This is a genomic window from Aminobacter sp. AP02, from assembly GCF_003148805.1.
In the GTDB taxonomy this organism is placed as follows: Bacteria; Pseudomonadota; Alphaproteobacteria; order Rhizobiales; family Rhizobiaceae; genus Aminobacter.
Window position 1 is genome coordinate 108,122 of the sequence record NZ_QGGX01000006.1, and the last position, 19,162, is coordinate 127,283.

Here is a 19,162-nt window from a genome sequence, read left to right on the forward strand (position 1 = left end):
GCGTTACGCCTTCAGCAGCCACTCATGTTCTTGCGCGTTGTGGAACTTCCACGTCCGCTTCGGCCCCGCCATCACATTGAGATAGTACAGGTCATAGCCATGGCAGGCCGCGCACGGATGGTAACCCTTGGGCACCAGCGTCACGTCGCCGTCTTCGATCGCCATCGCCTCATCGAGTTCGCGATGACCGGCGTCGTTGAACTCGGTATAGACGCGCTGGAAGGCAAAACCCTGAGGCGGGTTGAGCCGGTGGTAATAGGTCTCCTCCAGCAGCGACTCGTCAGGCAAATTGTCTTCGTCGTGCTTGTGCGGTGGATAGCTCGACGTATGACCACCCGGCGTGATTACCTCGACGACAAGCAATGAATCCGCCGGCTCGCTTTCCGGCAGGATGTTTGTGACGTAGCGCGTGTTGGTGCCCTTGCCGCGTGTCTCCTGTTTGACGTCGTCAGGGCCAATCACTCGAACGGGCAGATTGCCGCCGACGTCGGGTGCCGTGCACACGGCCAGTTCCACATCGGTCTCGGCTCTCACCGACCAGTCGCCTCCCGCAGGCACATAGACCGACCACGGCTTGCCTTCGAACGGCGACATGCGCTCGCCCAGCGTGCCGAGGTCGTCTTCCCCGACCCGGACATGCGCCTTGCCCGATACCAGCACCAGGCAGGTCTCGCGGTCCGCCGTCCAGTCGCCATAGGTATCGCCGGGTTCGAGCTTGTGGAGGTCGAAGCCGACATAGGTCCAGCCTGCGCTTTCGGGCGTCACATGGGTGACGCGTCCAGTGCCATGCTTGGGCTTGATCAGAAGTTTCGACATCCATTCACTCCTTGCCGGCTTCACTATTGGCGTCGGGCTTGTATGCAATCAGGAACTGGTATGCCCCGATCACCGCCATGCCCCCAGCGAGGGTGCCCCAAAAAGCGGAGCCCGTTGCGAATTCGAAGATCGACCATGCGGCGCAAAACGCCACGAGCGCGATTCGTCGCCACAGCGGCCTCAGGAAAGGATGGTTCTGATCCTGCATCAATTGGGCACTGCCTCTCGGAGCCATATCCCTGGATCGTAGCCGGCTCTGGCACCGCGCTCAAGCACCGGGAAAGCCCTGAGTTTCGACGGTGTAGCCGGCAGCCGTCATCACCCGCGTCAACTCGGCATGGCCGACCTGAGCCATCCTCAGCGGCGGATTCTTTCTGGGATCCTGCTCGGCTTCGACGACGAACCAGCCCTCATAGCCATAGTCGGCAAACTTCCGCACGATCTTGCCGAAGTCGAGCGAGCCGTCACCGGGCACTGTGAAGGCGCCTAGCGCCACAGCGTCAAGGAAGGACTGCTTGTTCCAGTCCAGAGCCTTGATGATGTCCATGCGCACGTCCTTGACATGCACGTGGCTGATGCGCCTGTGGTGATTGTCGATGGCACGCAACACGTCGCCGCCCGCGAAAGCCAGGTGACCGGCGTCGAGCAGCAGGGGGATGCCTTCGCCCGAATGCTTCATGAATGCATCGAGCTCGTGCTCGAACTGCACCACCGCCGCCATGTGGTGGTGGTAGGACAGCGGCATGCCTTGTTCCGCGCACCATTCACCGAATTCGGTCAGTTTGCGGGCATAGGCCTTCATCTCATCGTCGGACAAAATGGCCTTGGTGGCCAGCGGCTTCGAGCGGTCGCCCTGGATCGAGCGACCGACCTCGCCATAGACGATGCAGGGCGCATCGACCGCCTTGAACAGGTCGATCATCGGCTGGATGCGGCCTTTGTTGGCGGCAAGGTCTTCGTTGACCAGCGTGCCGGAGAACCAGCCTCCGCACAGCGTCACGTCGGCGGCCTTGAGGATCGGCAGCATTTCCTCCGGCGTGCTTGGGAAGCGGCGGCCTTGCTCCATGCCCGTGAAGCCTGCCGAACGCGACTGGCGCAGGCACTCCTCCAGCGACACGTCATCGCTCAGTTCCGCAAGATCGTCATTCCACCACGCGATGGGGGACATGCCCAGTTTAGCTTTCACTTTTTCACTCCGGTCTCAATTGGGTTTCGGCGTCCGCTTCAGCAGCATTCGCGCGCATTCATCATCGTCAGCTCTGCCCCCTCACTGTCCTGCCGGACATCTCTCCCCGCAAGCGGGGAGAGACCCGCTGGCCGCACTGATTTCGCCAAATCGGCACCACCGGCAACGACTAACGGAGGTGATCGCGACAGCCATTCTCTCCCCGTTTACGGGGAGAGATGTCCGGCAGGACAGTGAGGGGCAGCGCCTACGCTTCAAGCAAGGGCAGCGCGAACCTCACAGGCCGAGCCTCAATCTCCAACCCGCTGCAACTTGAGCTTTTCCTCGTAGCCCTTGCGGGCGGCGTTCACCTCTGCGCGGGCACTCACTTCAGGCACCGCAACGTCCCACCAGTGACCGCCCTCGCCGGTCGAGATCAGCGGGTCCGTGTCGATCAGCACCACCGTGGTCCGCTCGCTCTTGCGGGCACGGTTGAGCGCGGCTTCGAGGTCCGCGATCGATGATGCCTTTTCGGCATTTGCCCCGAGGCTCTTGGCATGGGCCACGAAGTCTATGTCGGGCAGCACCTCATGCCGGCTGTCGCGCAAGAGATTGTTGAAGTTCGCGCCACCGGTCGCCATCTGCAGCCGGTTGATGCAGCCATAGCCCCTGTTGTCGAGCAGCACGATCGTCAGCTTCAGTCCAAGCATCACAGAAGTCGCGATCTCGGAGTTCAGCATCAGATAGGAGCCGTCGCCGATCATGATGACGACCTCCCTGTCGGGCCGCGCCATCTTGGCGCCCAGTCCCCCGGCGATCTCGTAGCCCATGCAGGAGAAGCCATACTCGGAGTGGTAGGAGCCGGGGCTGCCCGCCTGCCACAGCTTGTGCATCTCGCCCGGCAGGCCGCCCGCCGCGTGAAGCACGATGACCTCGCTGCCCAGCGCACGCTGCACAGCACCGATCACTTGAGCGTCGGAAGGCAGCGCCGTGTTTGTCGCAGCCGTCACATTGGCGGCCGCCTTGCGCCACTCGGCTTTGCCAGCTTTGGCATTTTCGGTCCACGCGCTTGGCGCCTTGTAGCTTGCCACTGCCGTGCCAAGCTCAACGAGCCCCTCCCTGGCATCGGCGACCAGCGGCAGCGCGCGATGCTTGGCTGCGTCGAACAGCTGGACGTTGAGGCCAATGATGGTCTTGCCGGCATTCTTGAACAGCGCCCAGGAGCCCGTGGTGAAGTCCTGCAGGCGCGTGCCGACGGCAAGAACCACATCCGCTTCTTCGGCGAGGCGATTGGCAGCGGCCGTGCCGGTCACGCCGACGGCGGCCATGTTGAGTGCATGATCATCGGTCAGCGCGGACTTTCCGCCTTGCGTCTCGCAGATCGGAATGCCGGTCGCCTCGACAAAGCGGGCAAGTTCTTCCGAGGCGCCGGAATAGAGCACGCCGCCGCCGGCAACGATCAGCGGTTTCTTCGCTGCCTTCAACGCTTCAGCGGCAGTGGCAAGCTCGTCCCGATCGGGTCGTGGCCGGCGCTGCGTCCACAGCTTCTCGGCAAAAAAGCTCTCGGGATAATCATAGGCCTCGGCCTGCACGTCCTGACACAGCGACAGCGTTACCGGGCCACACTCGGCCGGATCGGTCAGCACCTGCATCGCGCGCGCCAGCGCCGGGATGATCTGCTCTGGCCGCGTGATGCGGTCGAAATAGCGCGACACCGGGCGGAAGCAGTCATTGACCGACACCGTGCCGTCGCCAAAGTACTCGACCTGCTGCAGCACCGGATCGGGTACGCGGTTGGCGAAGACGTCGCCAGGCAGAAGCAGAACCGGCAGCCGGTTGACGTGGGCGAGTGCCGCCGCCGTCACCATATTGACCGCGCCGGGGCCGATGGAGCTGGTCGCCGCCATCATGCGCTGGCGAAAGTTGGCCTTGGCGAAGGCAATTGCCGCATGCGCCATCGCCTGCTCGTTATGGGCGCGATAGGTCGGCAGTTCGTCGCGGACCTGATAGAGCGCCTCGCCGATACCGGCGACATTGCCGTGGCCGAAGATAGCCCACACGCCACCGAATAGCGGCACCATGTTGCCATCGATCACGGTCATCTGCCGCGTCAGATAGCGCGTCAGCGCCTGCGCCATGGTCAGGCGAACGGTCTTGGTCATCGTCTTCTCCTCCCACTGCAGCGGCGCATCCTGGGATGCCGGCTTCGCTTCAGCTGTCTTTCGATTTATGCCGCCCGACGGTCCCGCGCCGCAAGCCATGCCTTGGTCAGCTGTTCGAAACGCTGGGCCATGTCGCCCACCGCCGCATCGTCGCTCATCTTGCCGCCGAGCCACTGTTCCGCCGCATGGGCAAAAATGCTGCGGCCGACAGCAAAACCCTTGACCACATCGGCGTCGGCGGTCGCGGCAAACGCCACCTCGAGTTCAGCAAGCGGTGCCTCCAACCCGAGCAGTACCACGCCCCGGCAATAGGGATCGTTGCTGTTGATCACCGCCTCGATCTTTTTCCATGCGCCGGCCGAAGCCTGCGGCTCTAGCTTCCACCAGTCGGGCTTGATGCCAAGTGCGTAGAGTTCCTCCAGCGCGCGCGGAATGGTGTCTTCATCGAGCGTGCCGTGCTTGCCCGCGATGATTTCGATAAGGAGTTCGCGCCCGACCTTGCGCGCGGCTTCGAACAGCGTGCGCAACTTCTGCTGCTGCTCGGCCTTGAGTTCAGCCGGGTCGTCAGGGTGGTAGAAGCACAGGCATTTGATGGTGTGGTCTACAGGCCATTCAACGAGCTGCGAACCAATGTCCTGGGAGAATTCGAAGCGCAACGGCCGCGAGCCCGGCAGCTCCACCGGCCGGCCCATCCAGCCAAACGAATGGCGGGCGAATTCGAACATCGCCTCGCGGCCGAATTTCTCGTCGATCAGCATGCCATAACCGTCGCGGCCATCGGCCACCTTGGCAGCGGCCTTGACCGCCAGAACCTTGAAGTCGCGGATGCGCGTGGGGTCGGCACCCACCCGAGTGGCGATGTCTTCGAGCTGGATGCGGTGGTCGCAGGCCAGCGCCATCATCGAAGGAATGTCGCTGCGTCGCGTCGTTGCCCAGTGGACGTGGTTGATCGCCTCGTCCTTGCGCAATGCGCGCTGCTTGCTACCGTTCTTGAGGAAGAATTGTAGTTCTTCGAAAGTCGGGATCTCAGGCGAGCATAGCAGCCGTGACACGGCGAACGCGCCGCAGGCATTGGCCCAGGTCGCGGCAGTGGCGAGGCTTTCGTCACCCAGCCAGCCGCGCAAGAAGCCCGACATGAAGGCATCGCCCGCGCCGAGCACGTTGTAGACCTCGATCGGGAATCCCTTGCCTACAATACCGGCCTCAAGGTCGTCAGCGATCGGCCCGTCATAGACGATGCAGCCCATCGGTCCGCGCTTGAGCACGATGGTTGCCTTGGACAGCGAGCGGATGGTCTTGAGCGCCGCAAGCAGCTCGCTCTCGCCCGAGGCGATCATCACCTCTTCTTCGGTGCCGACGATCAGGTCGCAGTCGGCCAGAACGCCCTTGATGTGGTTCGACACCTTGTCGGAAGCGATGTAACGGCTCTCGCCGGCGGCATGACCTGCCAGGCCCCACAGGTTCGGGCGGTAGTCGATGTCGAACACCACCTTGCCGCCAGCCTCTTTGACCAGTTTCATCGCCTTGCGCTGTGCAGCGTCCGTGTTGGGTCGCGAGAAATGCGTGCCTGTCACGACGATCGCCCGTGCCGAGCGGATGAATTCAGGGGCGATGTCGTCTTCGTTCAGTGCCATGTCGGCGCAGTTTTCGCGGTAGAAGATCAACGGGAACGTCCGGTCGTTTTCCACCGACAACAGCACAAGCGCCGTCAGCCGCTCCTTGTCTGTCACCAATCCCTTGTCGGACACGCCCTCGCGCAGCATCTGCTCGCGGATGTAGCGGCCCATGTGCTCGTCGCCGACGCGGGTCAGAAGCGCCGAGCGCAGGCCGAGCCTTGCCGTACCGATGGCGATATTGGCCGGGCAGCCGCCGACCGACTTGGCGAAGGAAGCGACATCCTCGAGCCGCGAACCGGTCTGTTGGCCATAGAGGTCGACCGAGGCGCGCCCGATGGTGATGACGTCGAGCTGCGCTGTAGGCTGGGTGTTAGGATCGGCCATGTGTTCCTCCCGGTCGCTCCGCCGCGCCGGCCTGCCTGGCGTGACTCGTCGCAGGCCAAACAATGAAATTTCAATTCCACATATCAGTCAATCGGAATATTTATTCCTTCGACAGATTGTGCATCATCACCCCGCCTCCTCGGGCGGGGTGGTGGTTGCGGGTCTTGGTTAGCCCTTCAGGCGAACAGTCTTGCCTTCCTTGACCGATTGCAGCGCTGCATCGGCCAGTTGCAAGGCGATCAGCCCGTCCTTGCCGCTTGGCGAGACCTTCGCGCCCTTGGTCACCGAGGCGACGAAGGCGGCGATCTCGGCGGCATAGGCCTCGGTGTAGCGGGTCATGAAGAAGTCGTGCAGCGGTGGGCGGGTGTAACCCTTGCCGTTGGCGACCTCGATCGACACTGCGCGCTGGTTCTCGGCCGCCACCATGCCGTCCGAGCCGTGCACCTCGATGCGCTGGTCATAGCCATAGGTGGCGCGGCGCGAATTGGTGATGACGCATTGCTGCCCGGTCGCCGTTTCCAGGATGACGCTGACGCTGTCGAAATCGCCAAGTTCGCCGATCTTCTTGTCGACCAGCACCGAGGCAGTCGCCGTCACCGCCACCGGCTCGGCGCCGAGCAGGAAGCGCGCCATGTCGAAGTCGTGGATGGTCATGTCACGGAAGATGCCGCCCGAGCGCGTGATGTACTCAGCCGGCGGGGCCCCGGGATCGCGCGAGGTGATCACCACCTGCTCGACCTTTCCGATGGCGCCGTCGTCGATGGCCTTGCGCACGGCGGCGAAATGCGGATCGAACCGTCGGTTGAAGCCGACCATCAGGGTGCCGCCCGCCTTGTCCACCACGGCCAGGCACTTTTCGACGCGCGCAGCATCGAGATCGATCGGCTTTTCGCAGAAGACGGCCTTGCCGGCGAGCACGAAGCGCTCGATCAGATCGGCATGGGTGTCCGTCGGGGTGCAGATCACCACCGCGTCAATGTCCGACGCCTTCTCGATCTGGTCAATGGAGCGAACCTCGCAGCCATAGGCCTCTGCGAGATCGCTGGCGGCCTTTTCGAAGGCGTCCGCCACCGCCACCAGCTTCGCCTGCGGGTTGGAGGCAACGGCCTTGGCGTGAACCTTGCCGATGCGGCCTGCACCCAGGACACCGAACCGAACTGTCATGACAACCTCATTTCCTTGGCCCGCGCCGTCCGGGCCTGCAATCTTGATCTGTGGGGATGAAGGCTGCCCGCCGACGGGTGCCGGGCGGCCTGTTGTTGCTTACGCCTTCTTGCGCTTGTTTTGGCGGTGCTGGTCGATGATGACGGCCGACACGATGATGATGCCCTTGATGATTTCCTGATAGTAGGCGCCGACCTTGAGGAAGGTGAAGCCCGAAGTCAGCACGCCCAGGATGATCGTGCCGATCACCGTGCCGGTGATGCGGCCGACGCCACCCGACAGCGAGGTGCCGCCAATGACCGCCGCGGCAATGGCGTCGAGTTCGTAGGCAACGCCCATACCGGGCTGGCCGGAAGCCGCACGCGCCGCCGTCATCACCCCTGCCAGGCCCGACAGCAGGCCGGCGACGGCATAGACCTTGATCAGGTGGCCGCCGATGTTGATGCCCGATACTCGAGCTGCCTGCGGGTTTGCGCCTATCGCATAGGTAAACTTGCCGTAGCGGGTGTAGGTCAGCGCAATGTGGCAGATGACGGCAACCAGCAGGAAAACGATGACCGGCAGCGGCAGCGGGAAGCCGAAGATGTTGAAGCTCTTGCCGAACCAGGTGAAGCTGTCGTCGAGCAGCGCCACGGGCTGGCCTAGCGTGTACCACTTGGCCAGGCCACGCGCCGACACCATCATGCCGAGCGTGGCGATGAAGGGCGGTATCTTGGTTCTGGCGATCAGCGATCCGTTGACTATGCCGGCTAGGAGGCCGACGCCGAGGCCGGCCAGGATCGCCCATATCGGCGAAATGTCGGTCAGCGTCGGATAGACGGCGCGCGGGTTGGCCGACGTCTGCGCCAGGCTTGCAGCCACCATGGCGGAGAGGCCGACGATCGAGCCGGACGACAGGTCGACGCCGGCGGTGATGATGACCTGGGTCACGCCGACCGCGATGATGCCGATCACCGACACCTGCAGGATGATGATCGACAGGCGCTGCTTGTTGGCGAGGAAGCTGTCGCCGACGAAAATCCAGCCAAGAATCTCGAAGACAATGGCGATGCCGATCAGCACGCCCAGGATCGAGACCTCGGGCGGCAGGCGCTTCTTGCTTCCAATGACGTTTGCGGAACCCGCAATCTCGTTCGTCGACATGGTTCTTCCACCTTGAGCTAGCTGGCGCCGTCAGTGCGACGCGAGTTCCATGATCTTGACCTGGCTGGCTTCGGCGCGATCGAGGAAGCCGGTGACGCGTCCCTCATGCACCACCATGATGCGGTCGCTCATGCCCAGCACTTCGGGCATTTCCGACGAGATCATGATGACCGCCACGCCCTGCCCCGCCAGTTTCGAGATCAGGCGATGGATTTCGGCCTTGGCGCCGACGTCGATGCCGCGCGTCGGCTCGTCCAGGATCAGGATTTTCGGCTTGGTCAAAAGCCAGCGCGCGATCAGTACCTTTTGCTGGTTGCCGCCGGAAAGATTGATGATCGGCTCGGCCATGTCGGGCGTCTTCACCCTCAGCGCCTGGCTGATCTCCACCGAATCCCTGGACAGGTGCTTCTGCTTGACGAAGCCGTTCTTGACGTAGCCCGACTGCAACACCGCCATCTGGGTGTTTTCCTGGATGTCGAGCAACAAGAAGCAGCCGGTTTCCTTGCGGTCTTCGGTCAGGAACGCCATGCCGTGCCGCATCGCGGTCGAGGGACTGTCGATGCGCACCGTCTTGCCGAACAGCTCGATCGTACCGGCATCCGCCGGCGTCACCCCGAAGACGGTCTCGGCGATGTTGGATCGGCCCGAACCGACGAGGCCCGCGATGCCGAGGATTTCGCCCGAGCGCACGTCGAAGGAAACGTCGGAGAATACACCCTTGAGCGTCAACCCCTTGGCCGACAGCACCACCGCGCCGATCGGCACCTCTTCCTTTGGGAACATCTGGGTGATCTCCCGACCCACCATCATGCGAATGATGTCGTCGCGCGTCACCTCGTGCGACAGCTTGGTGGCGATGTACTTGCCGTCCCGAAACACCGAGAACTCATCGGCGATCTCGAACAGCTCGTTCATCTTGTGGGTGATGTAGATGATGCCTTTGCCCTGGCCGCGCAGTGCTCGGATGATGGTGAACAGGTGATCGACCTCGCGCTCGGTAAGCGCAGATGTCGGCTCGTCCATGATCAGCACGTCGGATTCGTAAGACACCGCCTTGGCGATCTCGACCATCTGGCGGCTGGCGACCGTCAGCGTACCCACCTGCACATCGGGATCGATGTCGATGTTGAGGCGTTTGAACAGCTCAGCAGTCTTGCGACGCATCTCGCCATGGTCGACGAAGCCGAAGCGGGTAAGGGGCTCGCGCCGGATCCAGATGTTCTCGGCCACAGTCATCGGCGCCATCAGGTTCAGCTCCTGGTGGATCATGGCGATGCCATGCTCGAGCGCATCGAGCGGGCCGCGCAGCTTGATGTCTTCGCCGCGCAGCTTGAAGCTGCCGGAATCGGGCGTGTAGATACCGGCCACGATCTTCATCAGCGTCGACTTGCCAGCACCGTTCTCGCCCATCAGCGCATGCACGCTGCCGCGCTTGAGGCGCAACTGGACATTGTCCAGGGCAACGACGCCGGGAAATTCCTTGCGGACGTTCTCGACTTCGAGAAGGTAGCCGCCATCCATCGCAGCGCCGCCTGCGGGCGTCGCGTCCATAGTGCCTGTACCGTTCATGATGATTGGTCCTCCCGGACCGGACCGGCCTGCGCACGGGACACGGCCCCTGTGGGGAAATGCGCCGCCGGTGACCGACGGCGCATTGCGTGGATCATATCAGTTTTTGGTCGTGTACTGGTCCATATTCGCCGGGGTAACGAGTTCGAACGGCACCCATACCGGCGACTTCACGGCTTCGCCCTTGGCGAGCTTCATTGCCGTTTCGACTGCACCGCCACCCTGCGCGGCGGCATTCTGGAACACGGTGACGTCCAAGTCGCCGGCCTTCATGTAGGCCAGCGCTTCCTGGGTGGCGTCGACACCGGCCACGATCACGTCCTTCATGTCCCAGCCGGCCGCCTTCATGGCGTTGATTGCGCCGATCGCCATGTTGTCGTTGTTGGAGATGACGGCGTCGGGCTTGTGGCCGGCGGCGATCCAGTTGGTCATCAGGTCCTGCGCCTTGACCGGATCCCAGCCCGCTGTCTGCTCGTCGATGACGTTCAGCTTGACGCCGCATTCGCTGCCGGCATTCACGTCATGGATGTCCTTGGTGCGCATCACGGCAGCCTGGTTGGCAAGGTCGCCGACCATGATCAGGATGCCCCCCTCGGATTTGCCGGCCTCCTTGAGTATGCGGCAGACTTCCTTGGTCTCCAACGTGCCGGAATCGACCTCGTTCGAGCCGACGAAGGCACCCTTCGCGCCCAGCGCTTCGACGTCGATCGGCTGACGGTTGACGTAGACGATCGGGATGCCGGCATCGTTGGCGAGCTTGGTCATCGGCGCGGTGGCCGACGTGTCGACCGGGTTGACGATGATGGCATCGACCTTGGCAGCGATGAAGTTCTGTACCTGGCTGAGCTGCTTGTTGACGTCGTCATCGGCGATTTCGATGACAACCGGCTGGCTGGCGTCGGCCGCGGACTTCTCGATGCCCTTGCGCAGGACAGTCAGAAAGGTGTCCGAATTGGCCATACTGACGCCGATGTCACCGGCAAAAGCAGTGCCGGCCATCAGCGCGGTCATGACAGCGCCGAGCAAGAATTTCTTCATGATCACTCTCCTCCACGAATGGTGCCCGGCTGCACCTCATAGTGCCGGAAGCCCGCGGCTGCGCCGAAGACCCATATCCACGGGCGCCACCACCGCTCCTCCGCGATGAAAAATGCGCCACCCGCTTCCCGATGCCGGCCTGAATTCAGAATGTTCGGGCCGTGTTTTTTTAATATGAAATGTTTATTCCATATTCCAGGCGGACGTCAAGAGATATTCCACGGCCGACCGTCGGTGCGCATCAGAATTGGGCTCGATGAAAGCCGAGTACAGAAGGGAATCGCCCGCGCTTGCACGGGCAGCCCGTCGGCGCGCCTTTTCAGACGCGCGACTGGATGAAGTCGATGCTATCGGCCAAGGCCTTGCGAGGGTCCGCAAGTTTTTGGACGACGGGCGAAAACGGCTCGAACGACAGCAGTCCCTCATAGCCGCCGGCGACCAGCGCACGGATCTGGCCGACATTGTCGAGGCGGTCACCGGCATCGACCAGCACGCGGTGGGGATCGCGCATGTCGGCCACCGTCACCGCCGGATCGTCGACGCCGGAAACATGCACCAACCCGGTCATTCCGGGAAAAAGATCCGGTTCGCCGGCAAGATGGTGATGGAACGTGTCATGCACCATGCGAAACGTGGCGCCGCCGCCGATATCCTCGATGGCCTCTACGGCCTCGCGCTTGGAGCGCAGCGAGCAAATCTCGAAGCCGAGCGGCTCGACCAGGCCGCGCACGCCGCGATCGCCGAGAATGGGCTTGAGTGCCGACAGAGCCGTCCTCAAATTGGGTTGGCGCTCGCCATCCGCCTGCCCGGTACCGTCATTGACCGGAACCAGCACCAGAGCCCTGGCGCCCACGTCGCGGGCATAGTCGGCGAGTTCGATGGCTTCCGCCTCGCGCGCGTCGCTCCACTCGTTGAAGCGCTGCAACGCATTGATACTTGAAATGAATATTCCATTTTCGGCAGCCAGCGCCTTGATCGCGCTTGCCGGCGTGCCGTCGATGATGGCGTTACCAACGAGGTCGTTGCGGATTTCGACGTCATTCAGGCCGAGTTCGCGGCACAGCGAAAAGAACTCCGCCGGCGAAAGCCCCGGGGCCACCATATGGTTCAGCGCAAATGTGAGCTTCCTGGTCATGCCGAATTTCTCCTCCGCGGGTAATGAGCGTCGATATTTTCGTTCCATTCTACGCTCGGTGCGGAATAGTCAATCCGCATGCTGATGCGAATCTATCATTCGCTGATAGATTCGCACGACCACAACCACGGAGCGTCAACGAACTGTCAGATGTTCTCCGGCAGAAAGATGTCGAATGGCAAGAAAGTCTGCCCGGGTGCGTTGGCCGCCCCCTCTTCGATCGAATGTACCATAAGCGCGATGAGTTCGCGGCAAAGCGCATGCAAGGGCGTCGCAATCGCCATGACCGCCAGATTGTCGGCAAGTGCGACGCGGGTGTCTACCGTGATCTCGTTGCAGATCAGCACCGGCAGAGGATCGGGTTTGATCTGCCGCAGCGCCGAGATCGCCCCCTCGATACCGCCACCGGCGACATAGCATCCGACGAGGTCGCCGTGTTGCCCGAGAAGGTTGCCTACGACGTCGCGCGTGATCTCGTGGGACTCGTGGTTGACGATGGTCTCGAGCTGCGTGAACTCCGGCGCATGCTCGCGGAAGAAGGCGCGGAAGCCGATCTCGCGCAGCTCGTGGCCGTGGAAACGATGGCTGCCGACAAGCAGTGCCACCGTGCCCGGACGGCGGGCGCATTTGGAGATCATCCAGGCCGCCGTGCGCCCGACCTTCAGGTTGTCGACGCCGACATAGCCCTCGCGGATGCCGGTGGCGAAATCGGACAGCAGCGAGAAGACAGGAATGCCACGCTCCTTCACCTCGGCCACTGCGGCCGTAACCGTCGGGTGGTCGGGACTGACCAGCGCCACAGCATCGCAGGTCGAGGCCAGGCGTCGCAACCGTTCGACAATTTCTTCAGGTGCGAGCGTATCTGCGAATTCGATTGCCGCCGTGCCGCGAAAGCCCGGCGCCTGGGCAATCGCCTTCTCAAGTTCATTGGCAAAGGCGCGGTAAAATACGTCCTTCGGTCGCAGCAGAACGAAGCCTAGCCGGTATTCCGGCAACTCCTTGCGCATACGCTGCGCAATCAGCCCGGCCGCGTGATAGCCGATGGATGTCGCTGCCTCATAGACGCGGCGCTGCGTCTCCTGGCGTACTGGAAGGCGGCCATTCAACACCCGGTCGACAGTCGCGACGCTGACGCCCGACACACGGGCAAGATCGGTGATGGTGGGCCGTTTGCTCATGTCAACTCCCGTAGTTCACGCCACGATATCGAATCATGATAGAAAATGATAGAAACCATCATGATATGATTGAAAATATCGCATCATGGGGTACCATTCTCCCAGTGAACGATATCCGGCGCGGTCAGCGGAACCGTTTCCGACTTCCAGGGAGAGAGCCATGACCGTGACGCCATTGGCGCGCGACTACAGCCTTGTCGGCAAGGACTCCAGGCGTGCCGTGGAAAGCGGGCTCGCAGCCGCCGAGTGGTATCACACCGACATTCCACGCAAGCAGATGAAGGAACTGATGCAGCGCTCCGACGGGCCGGCGATCCGCGACACAGTGATCTGGCTCGGCTTGCTCATTGCGTTTAGCGCTGCCGGCGCCGCCCTTTGGGGCAGTTGGTGGTGCGTTCCATTTTTTCTTTGCTACGGCGTGCTTTACGGCTCGGCAACCGACTCACGCTGGCACGAATGCGGCCATGGCACCGCCTTCAAGACGCAGTGGATGAACGACGTCGTCTACCAGATCGCCTGCTTCATGATCATGCGCAATCCTGTGACCTGGCGCTGGAGCCACACCCGCCATCACACCGACACCGTCATCGTCGGCCGCGACCCCGAGATTGCGGTGATGCGGCCGCCAGACCTTCTGCGCGTTGTGCTCAACTTCTTCGGCATCATCGACGTCTGGCACGCGCTGGTCGACATGATCCGTAACGCGGCGGGCGTTCTGAGCGCGGCCGAAAAGACCTTCATTCCCGAGCAGGAACAGCACAAGGCAATCCGCATCGCCCGCATCTGGGTGGCGATCTATGCCGCGACCATCGCACTGGCGGTCTATTTCGGCTCGTGGCTGCCGTTGATGCTGATTGGCCTGCCGCGTCTCTACGGCGCCTGGCACCATGTGCTGACAGGCTTGTTGCAGCATGGCGGCCTCGCAGACAACGTGATCGACCATCGGCTCAACAGCCGCACCGTGCTGATGAACCCGATGAGCCGCTTCATCTACTGGAACATGAACTACCACGTCGAACACCACATGTTCCCCATGGTGCCTTACCATGCGCTGCCCAAGCTGCATGAGATGATCAAGCACGACCTGCCCGCACCGTGTCAGTCGATCTGGGCCGGCTACCGCGAAATGGTCCCCGCCTTCCTGCGCCAGCTCCGCAACGAAGACTATTTCGTCAAGCGTCAGCTGCCGGCAACAGCCCGGCCCTATCGAGACGACTTCCATCAGGCATCGGCAGTCGCCGCGGAATGACGCCTAACAAGGCAACGCGCAGGGGCGGCGGTTTTGCCGCCGCTTCAAACCAAAGATTCACAGGGAGAGAGATGATGAGTGACTGGGTGGAGGCCTGCGCGGCCGACGACATCGATGAAGAGGACGTCATGCGCTTTGACCACGCGGGACGCACCTTTGCCATCTACCGCAGCCCGCAAGACGAGTTCTTCGCCACCGACGGCCTGTGCACCCACGAGCAGATCCATCTGTCGCAAGGGCTGGTCATGGGCGATATCATCGAGTGCCCCAAGCACAACGGCCGCTTCAACTACAAGACAGGTGCCGCCCGTGGCGCCCCTGTCTGCGTTAGCCTCAAGACCTATCCGGTGAAAGTCGACGCCGGGAAGGTCTTCGTCCAGCTGGGCTGAGGCCGATGGCGACGGGAATGGTCATCATCGGCGCCGGCGAATGCGGCACCCGCGCTGCCTTCGCTTTGCGCGAGGCAGGTTATGACGGCACGGTCACTTTGGTCGGCGCCGAAGCCCATCTGCCCTACGAGCGTCCGCCGCTATCCAAGGAGTCGATGGTCGATCCCGAAGCGCCGTCCATCAAGGCCATCGCCGATGCCGCCCGCCTCGCGGAACATCACATCGACCTGCTGGGTTCGACCTCGGCTACCTCGATCGATCGGGCCAACTGCTCCATTCGCCTCACCAATGGTTCCGACCTCGACTACGACAAGCTTCTGATCGCAACGGGGTCCTTGCCGCGCAAGCTTCCCCTCCAGGGTCTCGGGCTTCGGTGCCTTGACCTCCGCACCTTCGACGACGCGCTCGCCATCCGCGCGCATTTGCACGCCGGCTCGCACATCGCCGTCGTTGGTGGCGGCTTCATCGGGCTCGAACTTGCCGCATCGGCCCGCAATCTGGGTGCATTGGTCACTGTCATCGAAGCCCAGCCACGCATCCTCATGCGTGGCGTGCCCGCGGAAATTGCGCAGGTCGTCCACGAGGCCCACGATGCAGAAGGCGTCGACATCATCTGCGGCGACGGCATCGCTTCGATCGAAGACGACGGCGCCAGCGTCCACATAACGCTTTCAAGCGGCCAGGTTGTTGCAGCCGACCTCGCCATCATTGGCATCGGTGCACTTCCGGTCACCGCCCTTGCCGAAACGTCAGGCCTCGCCCTCAATAACGGCATCGCGGTCGACGCCCGGCTCCGCACCAGCGATCCGCACATCTTTGCCGCCGGCGACTGTTGCTCGTTCCCGCTGGCTATCTATGGCGACCGCCGGGTTCGTTTGGAGTCTTGGCGCAGCGCCCAGGAGCATGGGGTGCTCGCAGCGCGCAACATGCTGGGCGCGGAAGAGGCACATGCGGCGGTGCCCTGGTTCTGGTCCGACCAGTATGGGCTCACGCTGCAGATTGCCGGCTTGCCCGACGAAGGTGAATTGACCGTGCGCCGCGATCTCGACGACGGCGCCTTCATCCTGTTCCACCTCAAGAACGATGGCCGCCTCGTCGCCGCCAGCGGCATCGGCCCGGGCAACGCGGTCGCCCGCGACATTCGTCTCGCCGAAATGCTGATTGGCAAATCTGCACGACCCGATGCGGTGGCATTGGCCTCCCCTTCGACCAAGCTCAAGAGCCTGCTCGCCGCCTGACGGCAGGCAAAAGTCGCTTGAGAATCGGATCACTTTCCGTGACTCTGCGTTTGGGGTGGCTCCGCGCGGAGGTGTCAAAAATGCCGATCACCGAATTCGGACGGATGGACGACGGATCGCTGGTCGAAGCGGTCACCATTGCCGCCCCGGACATCGAGGCCAAGGTCCTCACGTTCGGTGCCACGCTCGCCGATCTGATCGTCTCGACTCCGAGCGGCCCGCGTTCGGTCATTCTCGGTTTCGACGATCTCGACGGCTATTTGACCCATGGAGGTTACTTCGGCGCTATAGCTGGACGCTGCGCCAACCGCATCGCCGGCGGCCGCTTTTCGCTCGACGGCCAGGAATACCAGCTCGATCCCAACGAAGCCGGACGCACCCACCTGCATGGCGGCGGCGACGGCTTCTTCCGCCGCAACTGGACCATCGTCGACAGCAACGAAAACTCCGTTCTGCTTGCCTTGAGCTCTCCCGATGGCGACCAGGGATATCCCGGCAAGGTTATCGCCACCTGCCGCTATTCGCTCACAGCCGGTCGCTTGACCATCGCTCTAGGCGCGCGCGCGGACGCACCTACCTTGGTCAATCTGGCGACGCACGCCTATTTCAACCTCGACGGCTCGGGCTCGATCCTCGACCACCGCCTCAAGATCGCCGCCGAAGCCTACACGCCGGTCGACGCACAAAGCATTCCGTCCGGCGACGTACTGGCAACCGACGAAACCGTCTTCGATTTCCGCGATCTAAGACCGATCCGCAACGCGCCGGATGGCGCTCACTCCCCCTATGACCACAATTTTGTCCTGGCCATGCAGCCGGCGCCCGAACCGTGGCACGCTGCCCGGCTCGAAGGACCACAATCAGGCATCCGCCTCGATCTCTGGACCACCGAACCGGGGCTGCAATTCTACGACGGCGCTTTCCTGCCTGTTGCACCGCCCTTGCGCGGCGGCATCGAACAGGTGCGCCACGGCGCCCTGTGCCTGGAACCGCAGCGTTTCCCGGACGCCATTCATCACCCGCATTTTGCGAGCGCCGTTCTGAGGCCGGGCGAAGTCTATTCGCAGGTCACCGAATATCGCTTCTCGATGGTGGAGTAGGCACCTACACCCAGCCGCCGTCGACGACGAAATTCTGCGCCGTGCACATTCGGGAATCGTCGGCGGCGAGGAACAACGCCATGCGCGCGATGTCATCAGGCAGCACCCGACCGGCCAGGCATTGGGCATTATCGATCTCGGCGTTCGCCGCATCGTCGATCCAGAGATCGAGTTGGCGCTTCGTCATCACCCAGCCTGGCACCAGCGTATTCACACGGATTCCATGCTTGCCGAGGTCGCGGGCAAAAGAGCGCGTCATGCCGTGCACGGCTGCCTTGGACGATGCGTAGATCGGATAGCCGCCTGACGCCTTCATCCAGCCGATTGACCCGAAATTGACGACCGATCCACCGCCTGCCGCGATCATGCCCGGCGCAACCGCCTGGATGGCAAAGAACGAATGCCGCAAGTTCACGGCCACACGCGCGTCATAGTAATCAGGTGTCACATCGCGCCAGTCGTGCCGCGTGTCGTTGGCCGCGTTGTTGACCAGCGCCAGAGTCGGTCCATGCAGGATCTCAATCTCGGCAATTGCCTTGCGATATGCTTCGATGTCGGTGACATCGCATTGTCGGAAAGCCACGGTGCCGCCCGCAGCCGCCAGTTCATCTGCCAGCATCTTGCCTTCGGTCTCGGCCAAGTCGACGAAGCCGACCTTGGCGCCCTGCTCGGCAAAACCCCGCACCAGCGCCTCGCCGATGCCGGTCGCACCGCCCGATATCAGCACCGGGCGCCCCTTCAGGCTTGGATAGTTGGCCATGTTTTCCGTGCCCATCACCACCTCCTCAAAGCGCCCGAACGGCAACCGGCGCGGCAGCCCGTGCCAGCTTGAGCGGGTTTCTCAGTGGCAGGCCAAAATCCTTTGCCTCGATTTCGAACACATCGCCGGGCTCGGCCTTCACCCCATCGGCGAACGAAAGTGTGGCCGTGCCGAACATATGCACATGCACATCGCCCGGCTGGCGGAAGACGCCATACTTGAAATGATGGTGCTCGAGATTGGCGATGGTGTGGGACATGTTGGCCTCGCCCGACAGGAACGGCTTTTCCCAGATCGTCCTGCCGGCACGGATGATCCGCGACGTGCCTCGCACGTCAGCTGGGAGATCCCCCACCAAAATCTCCGGACCGAATGCGGCATTCCTCAGCTTCGAATGGGCGAGGTAGAGATAGTTGATACGCTCGGTCACGTGGTCGGAGAACTCGTTGGCGAGCGCAAAGCCGATGCGGTAGGGCGTGCCGTCGTCACCGACGAGATAGATGCCGGCGATCTCCGGCTCCTCGCCAGCATCGAGCGCGAAATAGGGCGACACCAGTGCCTTGCCTGGATCGACCACCATGTTGCCGTTGCCCTTGTAGAACCACTCCGGCTGGACACCCGCCTGGCCGCGCGCCGGCTTGCCGTTTTCGAGCCCCATGCGAAACATCTTCATGGAGTCGGTCAGTGCCTCCTCGCCTTCCGCGTCCAGTTTCTTGTGCATGCTATCGCGCGTCGCTGCGGAGCCAAGATGGGTAAGCCCCGTACCGGTGAGATGCAGATGCGCGGGGTCGGGATGCCGTACCGGCGACAGCAAGGACCCTGCGCGCGCCGCGGCATCGAGGTCGACGACATCGCCCAGGCCACGGTCTGCGACGACAGTGGCGAGCGTCGTTCCGGCGCGCACCGCCTCCAGAGCCAGCGCGTAGATCGACTTTGCATCGTTGACCAGCCGCGCGGTCTCGCCCTCGCGCGCGACAACGCGGCTCTTTCCGTCGGCTGAGATTATCTGGGACATCAGCATTTTCCGGCACTCCTTTCGTTCCGCCGCAACCGGCC

The 19,162-nt window shown here is 62.8% G+C and carries 17 protein-coding genes; 4 read left to right on the forward strand and 13 right to left on the reverse strand.

What is annotated here, in order from left to right; all coding sequences use genetic code 11:
• Positions 1-3: 3 nt before the first annotated feature.
• The 11 genes from iolB to C8K44_RS09505 form a co-directional block, all read right to left on the reverse strand.
• Positions 4-816, reverse strand: a complete 813-nt coding sequence (iolB, locus tag C8K44_RS09455) for a 5-deoxy-glucuronate isomerase (RefSeq protein WP_109575528.1) — start codon at positions 814-816, stop codon at positions 4-6.
• A gap of 4 nt (positions 817-820) precedes the next feature.
• Positions 821-1,024 carry a hypothetical protein gene (locus C8K44_RS09460; protein ID WP_109575529.1) on the reverse strand — a complete coding sequence of 68 codons (204 nt, stop codon included), beginning with the start codon at positions 1,022-1,024 and terminating at the stop codon, positions 821-823.
• A 60-nt stretch (positions 1,025-1,084) separates the two neighbouring features.
• On the reverse strand, positions 1,085-2,002 hold the full coding sequence (gene iolE, locus C8K44_RS09465) for a myo-inosose-2 dehydratase (protein WP_109575530.1): 918 nt from the start codon (positions 2,000-2,002) through the stop codon (positions 1,085-1,087).
• A gap of 290 nt (positions 2,003-2,292) precedes the next feature.
• A complete protein-coding gene (iolD, locus tag C8K44_RS09470; protein WP_109575698.1) occupies positions 2,293-4,143 on the reverse strand; it encodes a 3D-(3,5/4)-trihydroxycyclohexane-1,2-dione acylhydrolase (decyclizing) in 1,851 nt (616 codons plus the stop codon).
• 65 nt (positions 4,144-4,208) lie between these two features.
• Positions 4,209-6,143, reverse strand: coding sequence for a 5-dehydro-2-deoxygluconokinase (gene iolC / locus C8K44_RS09475; RefSeq protein WP_109575531.1), 1,935 nt, complete (start codon positions 6,141-6,143; stop codon positions 4,209-4,211).
• Positions 6,144-6,311: 168 nt separating this feature from the next.
• Complete coding sequence (gene iolG, locus C8K44_RS09480) at positions 6,312-7,307, reverse strand: inositol 2-dehydrogenase (protein ID WP_109575532.1); 996 nt, start codon at positions 7,305-7,307, stop codon at positions 6,312-6,314.
• Between the two features lie 99 nt (positions 7,308-7,406).
• Positions 7,407-8,450, reverse strand: a complete 1,044-nt coding sequence (locus tag C8K44_RS09485; RefSeq protein ID WP_109575533.1) for an ABC transporter permease — start codon at positions 8,448-8,450, stop codon at positions 7,407-7,409.
• 30 nt (positions 8,451-8,480) lie between these two features.
• Complete coding sequence (locus C8K44_RS09490; RefSeq protein WP_199227061.1) at positions 8,481-10,019, reverse strand: sugar ABC transporter ATP-binding protein; 1,539 nt, start codon at positions 10,017-10,019, stop codon at positions 8,481-8,483.
• Positions 10,020-10,118: 99 nt separating this feature from the next.
• Positions 10,119-11,057 carry a substrate-binding domain-containing protein gene (locus C8K44_RS09495; RefSeq protein ID WP_109575535.1) on the reverse strand — a complete coding sequence of 313 codons (939 nt, stop codon included), beginning with the start codon at positions 11,055-11,057 and terminating at the stop codon, positions 10,119-10,121.
• Positions 11,058-11,376: 319 nt separating this feature from the next.
• The gene (locus tag C8K44_RS09500; protein ID WP_109575536.1) at positions 11,377-12,192 is read right to left on the reverse strand and encodes a TIM barrel protein; all 816 of its coding nucleotides are present in this window, start codon (positions 12,190-12,192) and stop codon (positions 11,377-11,379) included.
• A gap of 146 nt (positions 12,193-12,338) precedes the next feature.
• A complete protein-coding gene (locus C8K44_RS09505; RefSeq protein ID WP_109575537.1) occupies positions 12,339-13,370 on the reverse strand; it encodes a LacI family DNA-binding transcriptional regulator in 1,032 nt (343 codons plus the stop codon).
• 160 nt (positions 13,371-13,530) lie between these two features.
• On the opposite strand from C8K44_RS09505, the gene C8K44_RS09510 reads away from it, so the two are divergent.
• From C8K44_RS09510 to C8K44_RS09525, 4 genes are all read left to right on the forward strand, one after another.
• The gene (locus tag C8K44_RS09510) at positions 13,531-14,619 is read left to right on the forward strand and encodes a fatty acid desaturase family protein (RefSeq protein WP_109575538.1); all 1,089 of its coding nucleotides are present in this window, start codon (positions 13,531-13,533) and stop codon (positions 14,617-14,619) included.
• A gap of 74 nt (positions 14,620-14,693) precedes the next feature.
• Complete coding sequence (locus C8K44_RS09515) at positions 14,694-15,008, forward strand: MocE family 2Fe-2S type ferredoxin (RefSeq protein ID WP_109575699.1); 315 nt, start codon at positions 14,694-14,696, stop codon at positions 15,006-15,008.
• A 5-nt stretch (positions 15,009-15,013) separates the two neighbouring features.
• Positions 15,014-16,246 carry an FAD-dependent oxidoreductase gene (locus tag C8K44_RS09520; RefSeq protein ID WP_109575539.1) on the forward strand — a complete coding sequence of 411 codons (1,233 nt, stop codon included), beginning with the start codon at positions 15,014-15,016 and terminating at the stop codon, positions 16,244-16,246.
• 80 nt (positions 16,247-16,326) lie between these two features.
• A complete protein-coding gene (locus tag C8K44_RS09525) occupies positions 16,327-17,346 on the forward strand; it encodes an aldose epimerase family protein (protein WP_109575540.1) in 1,020 nt (339 codons plus the stop codon).
• Positions 17,347-17,350: 4 nt separating this feature from the next.
• Here C8K44_RS09525 and C8K44_RS09530 read toward each other — a convergent pair whose 3' ends face one another.
• Both C8K44_RS09530 and araD1 read right to left on the reverse strand, forming a co-directional pair.
• Complete coding sequence (locus tag C8K44_RS09530; RefSeq protein WP_109575541.1) at positions 17,351-18,121, reverse strand: SDR family oxidoreductase; 771 nt, start codon at positions 18,119-18,121, stop codon at positions 17,351-17,353.
• Between the two features lie 10 nt (positions 18,122-18,131).
• Positions 18,132-19,127, reverse strand: a complete 996-nt coding sequence (gene araD1, locus C8K44_RS09535; protein ID WP_109575542.1) for an AraD1 family protein — start codon at positions 19,125-19,127, stop codon at positions 18,132-18,134.
• Positions 19,128-19,162: the final 35 nt, after the last annotated feature.

Coding starts and splice junctions, on each gene's coding strand:
- C8K44_RS09490 (WP_199227061.1), bottom strand. CDS start 10,019: ATGAACGGTACAGGCACTATGGACGCGACGCCCGCAGGCGGCGCTGCG.
- iolC (WP_109575531.1), bottom strand. CDS start 6,143: ATGGCCGATCCTAACACCCAGCCTACAGCGCAGCTCGACGTCATCACC.
- C8K44_RS09525 (WP_109575540.1), top strand. CDS start 16,327: ATGCCGATCACCGAATTCGGACGGATGGACGACGGATCGCTGGTCGAA.
- C8K44_RS09520 (WP_109575539.1), top strand. CDS start 15,014: ATGGCGACGGGAATGGTCATCATCGGCGCCGGCGAATGCGGCACCCGC.
- C8K44_RS09510 (WP_109575538.1), top strand. CDS start 13,531: ATGACCGTGACGCCATTGGCGCGCGACTACAGCCTTGTCGGCAAGGAC.
- C8K44_RS09505 (WP_109575537.1), bottom strand. CDS start 13,370: ATGAGCAAACGGCCCACCATCACCGATCTTGCCCGTGTGTCGGGCGTC.
- C8K44_RS09515 (WP_109575699.1), top strand. CDS start 14,694: ATGAGTGACTGGGTGGAGGCCTGCGCGGCCGACGACATCGATGAAGAG.
- araD1 (WP_109575542.1), bottom strand. CDS start 19,127: ATGCTGATGTCCCAGATAATCTCAGCCGACGGAAAGAGCCGCGTTGTC.
- C8K44_RS09485 (WP_109575533.1), bottom strand. CDS start 8,450: ATGTCGACGAACGAGATTGCGGGTTCCGCAAACGTCATTGGAAGCAAG.
- C8K44_RS09495 (WP_109575535.1), bottom strand. CDS start 11,057: ATGAAGAAATTCTTGCTCGGCGCTGTCATGACCGCGCTGATGGCCGGC.
- C8K44_RS09460 (WP_109575529.1), bottom strand. CDS start 1,024: ATGCAGGATCAGAACCATCCTTTCCTGAGGCCGCTGTGGCGACGAATC.
- iolG (WP_109575532.1), bottom strand. CDS start 7,307: ATGACAGTTCGGTTCGGTGTCCTGGGTGCAGGCCGCATCGGCAAGGTT.
- iolB (WP_109575528.1), bottom strand. CDS start 816: ATGTCGAAACTTCTGATCAAGCCCAAGCATGGCACTGGACGCGTCACC.
- C8K44_RS09500 (WP_109575536.1), bottom strand. CDS start 12,192: ATGACCAGGAAGCTCACATTTGCGCTGAACCATATGGTGGCCCCGGGG.
- iolD (WP_109575698.1), bottom strand. CDS start 4,143: ATGACCAAGACCGTTCGCCTGACCATGGCGCAGGCGCTGACGCGCTAT.
- C8K44_RS09530 (WP_109575541.1), bottom strand. CDS start 18,121: ATGGGCACGGAAAACATGGCCAACTATCCAAGCCTGAAGGGGCGCCCG.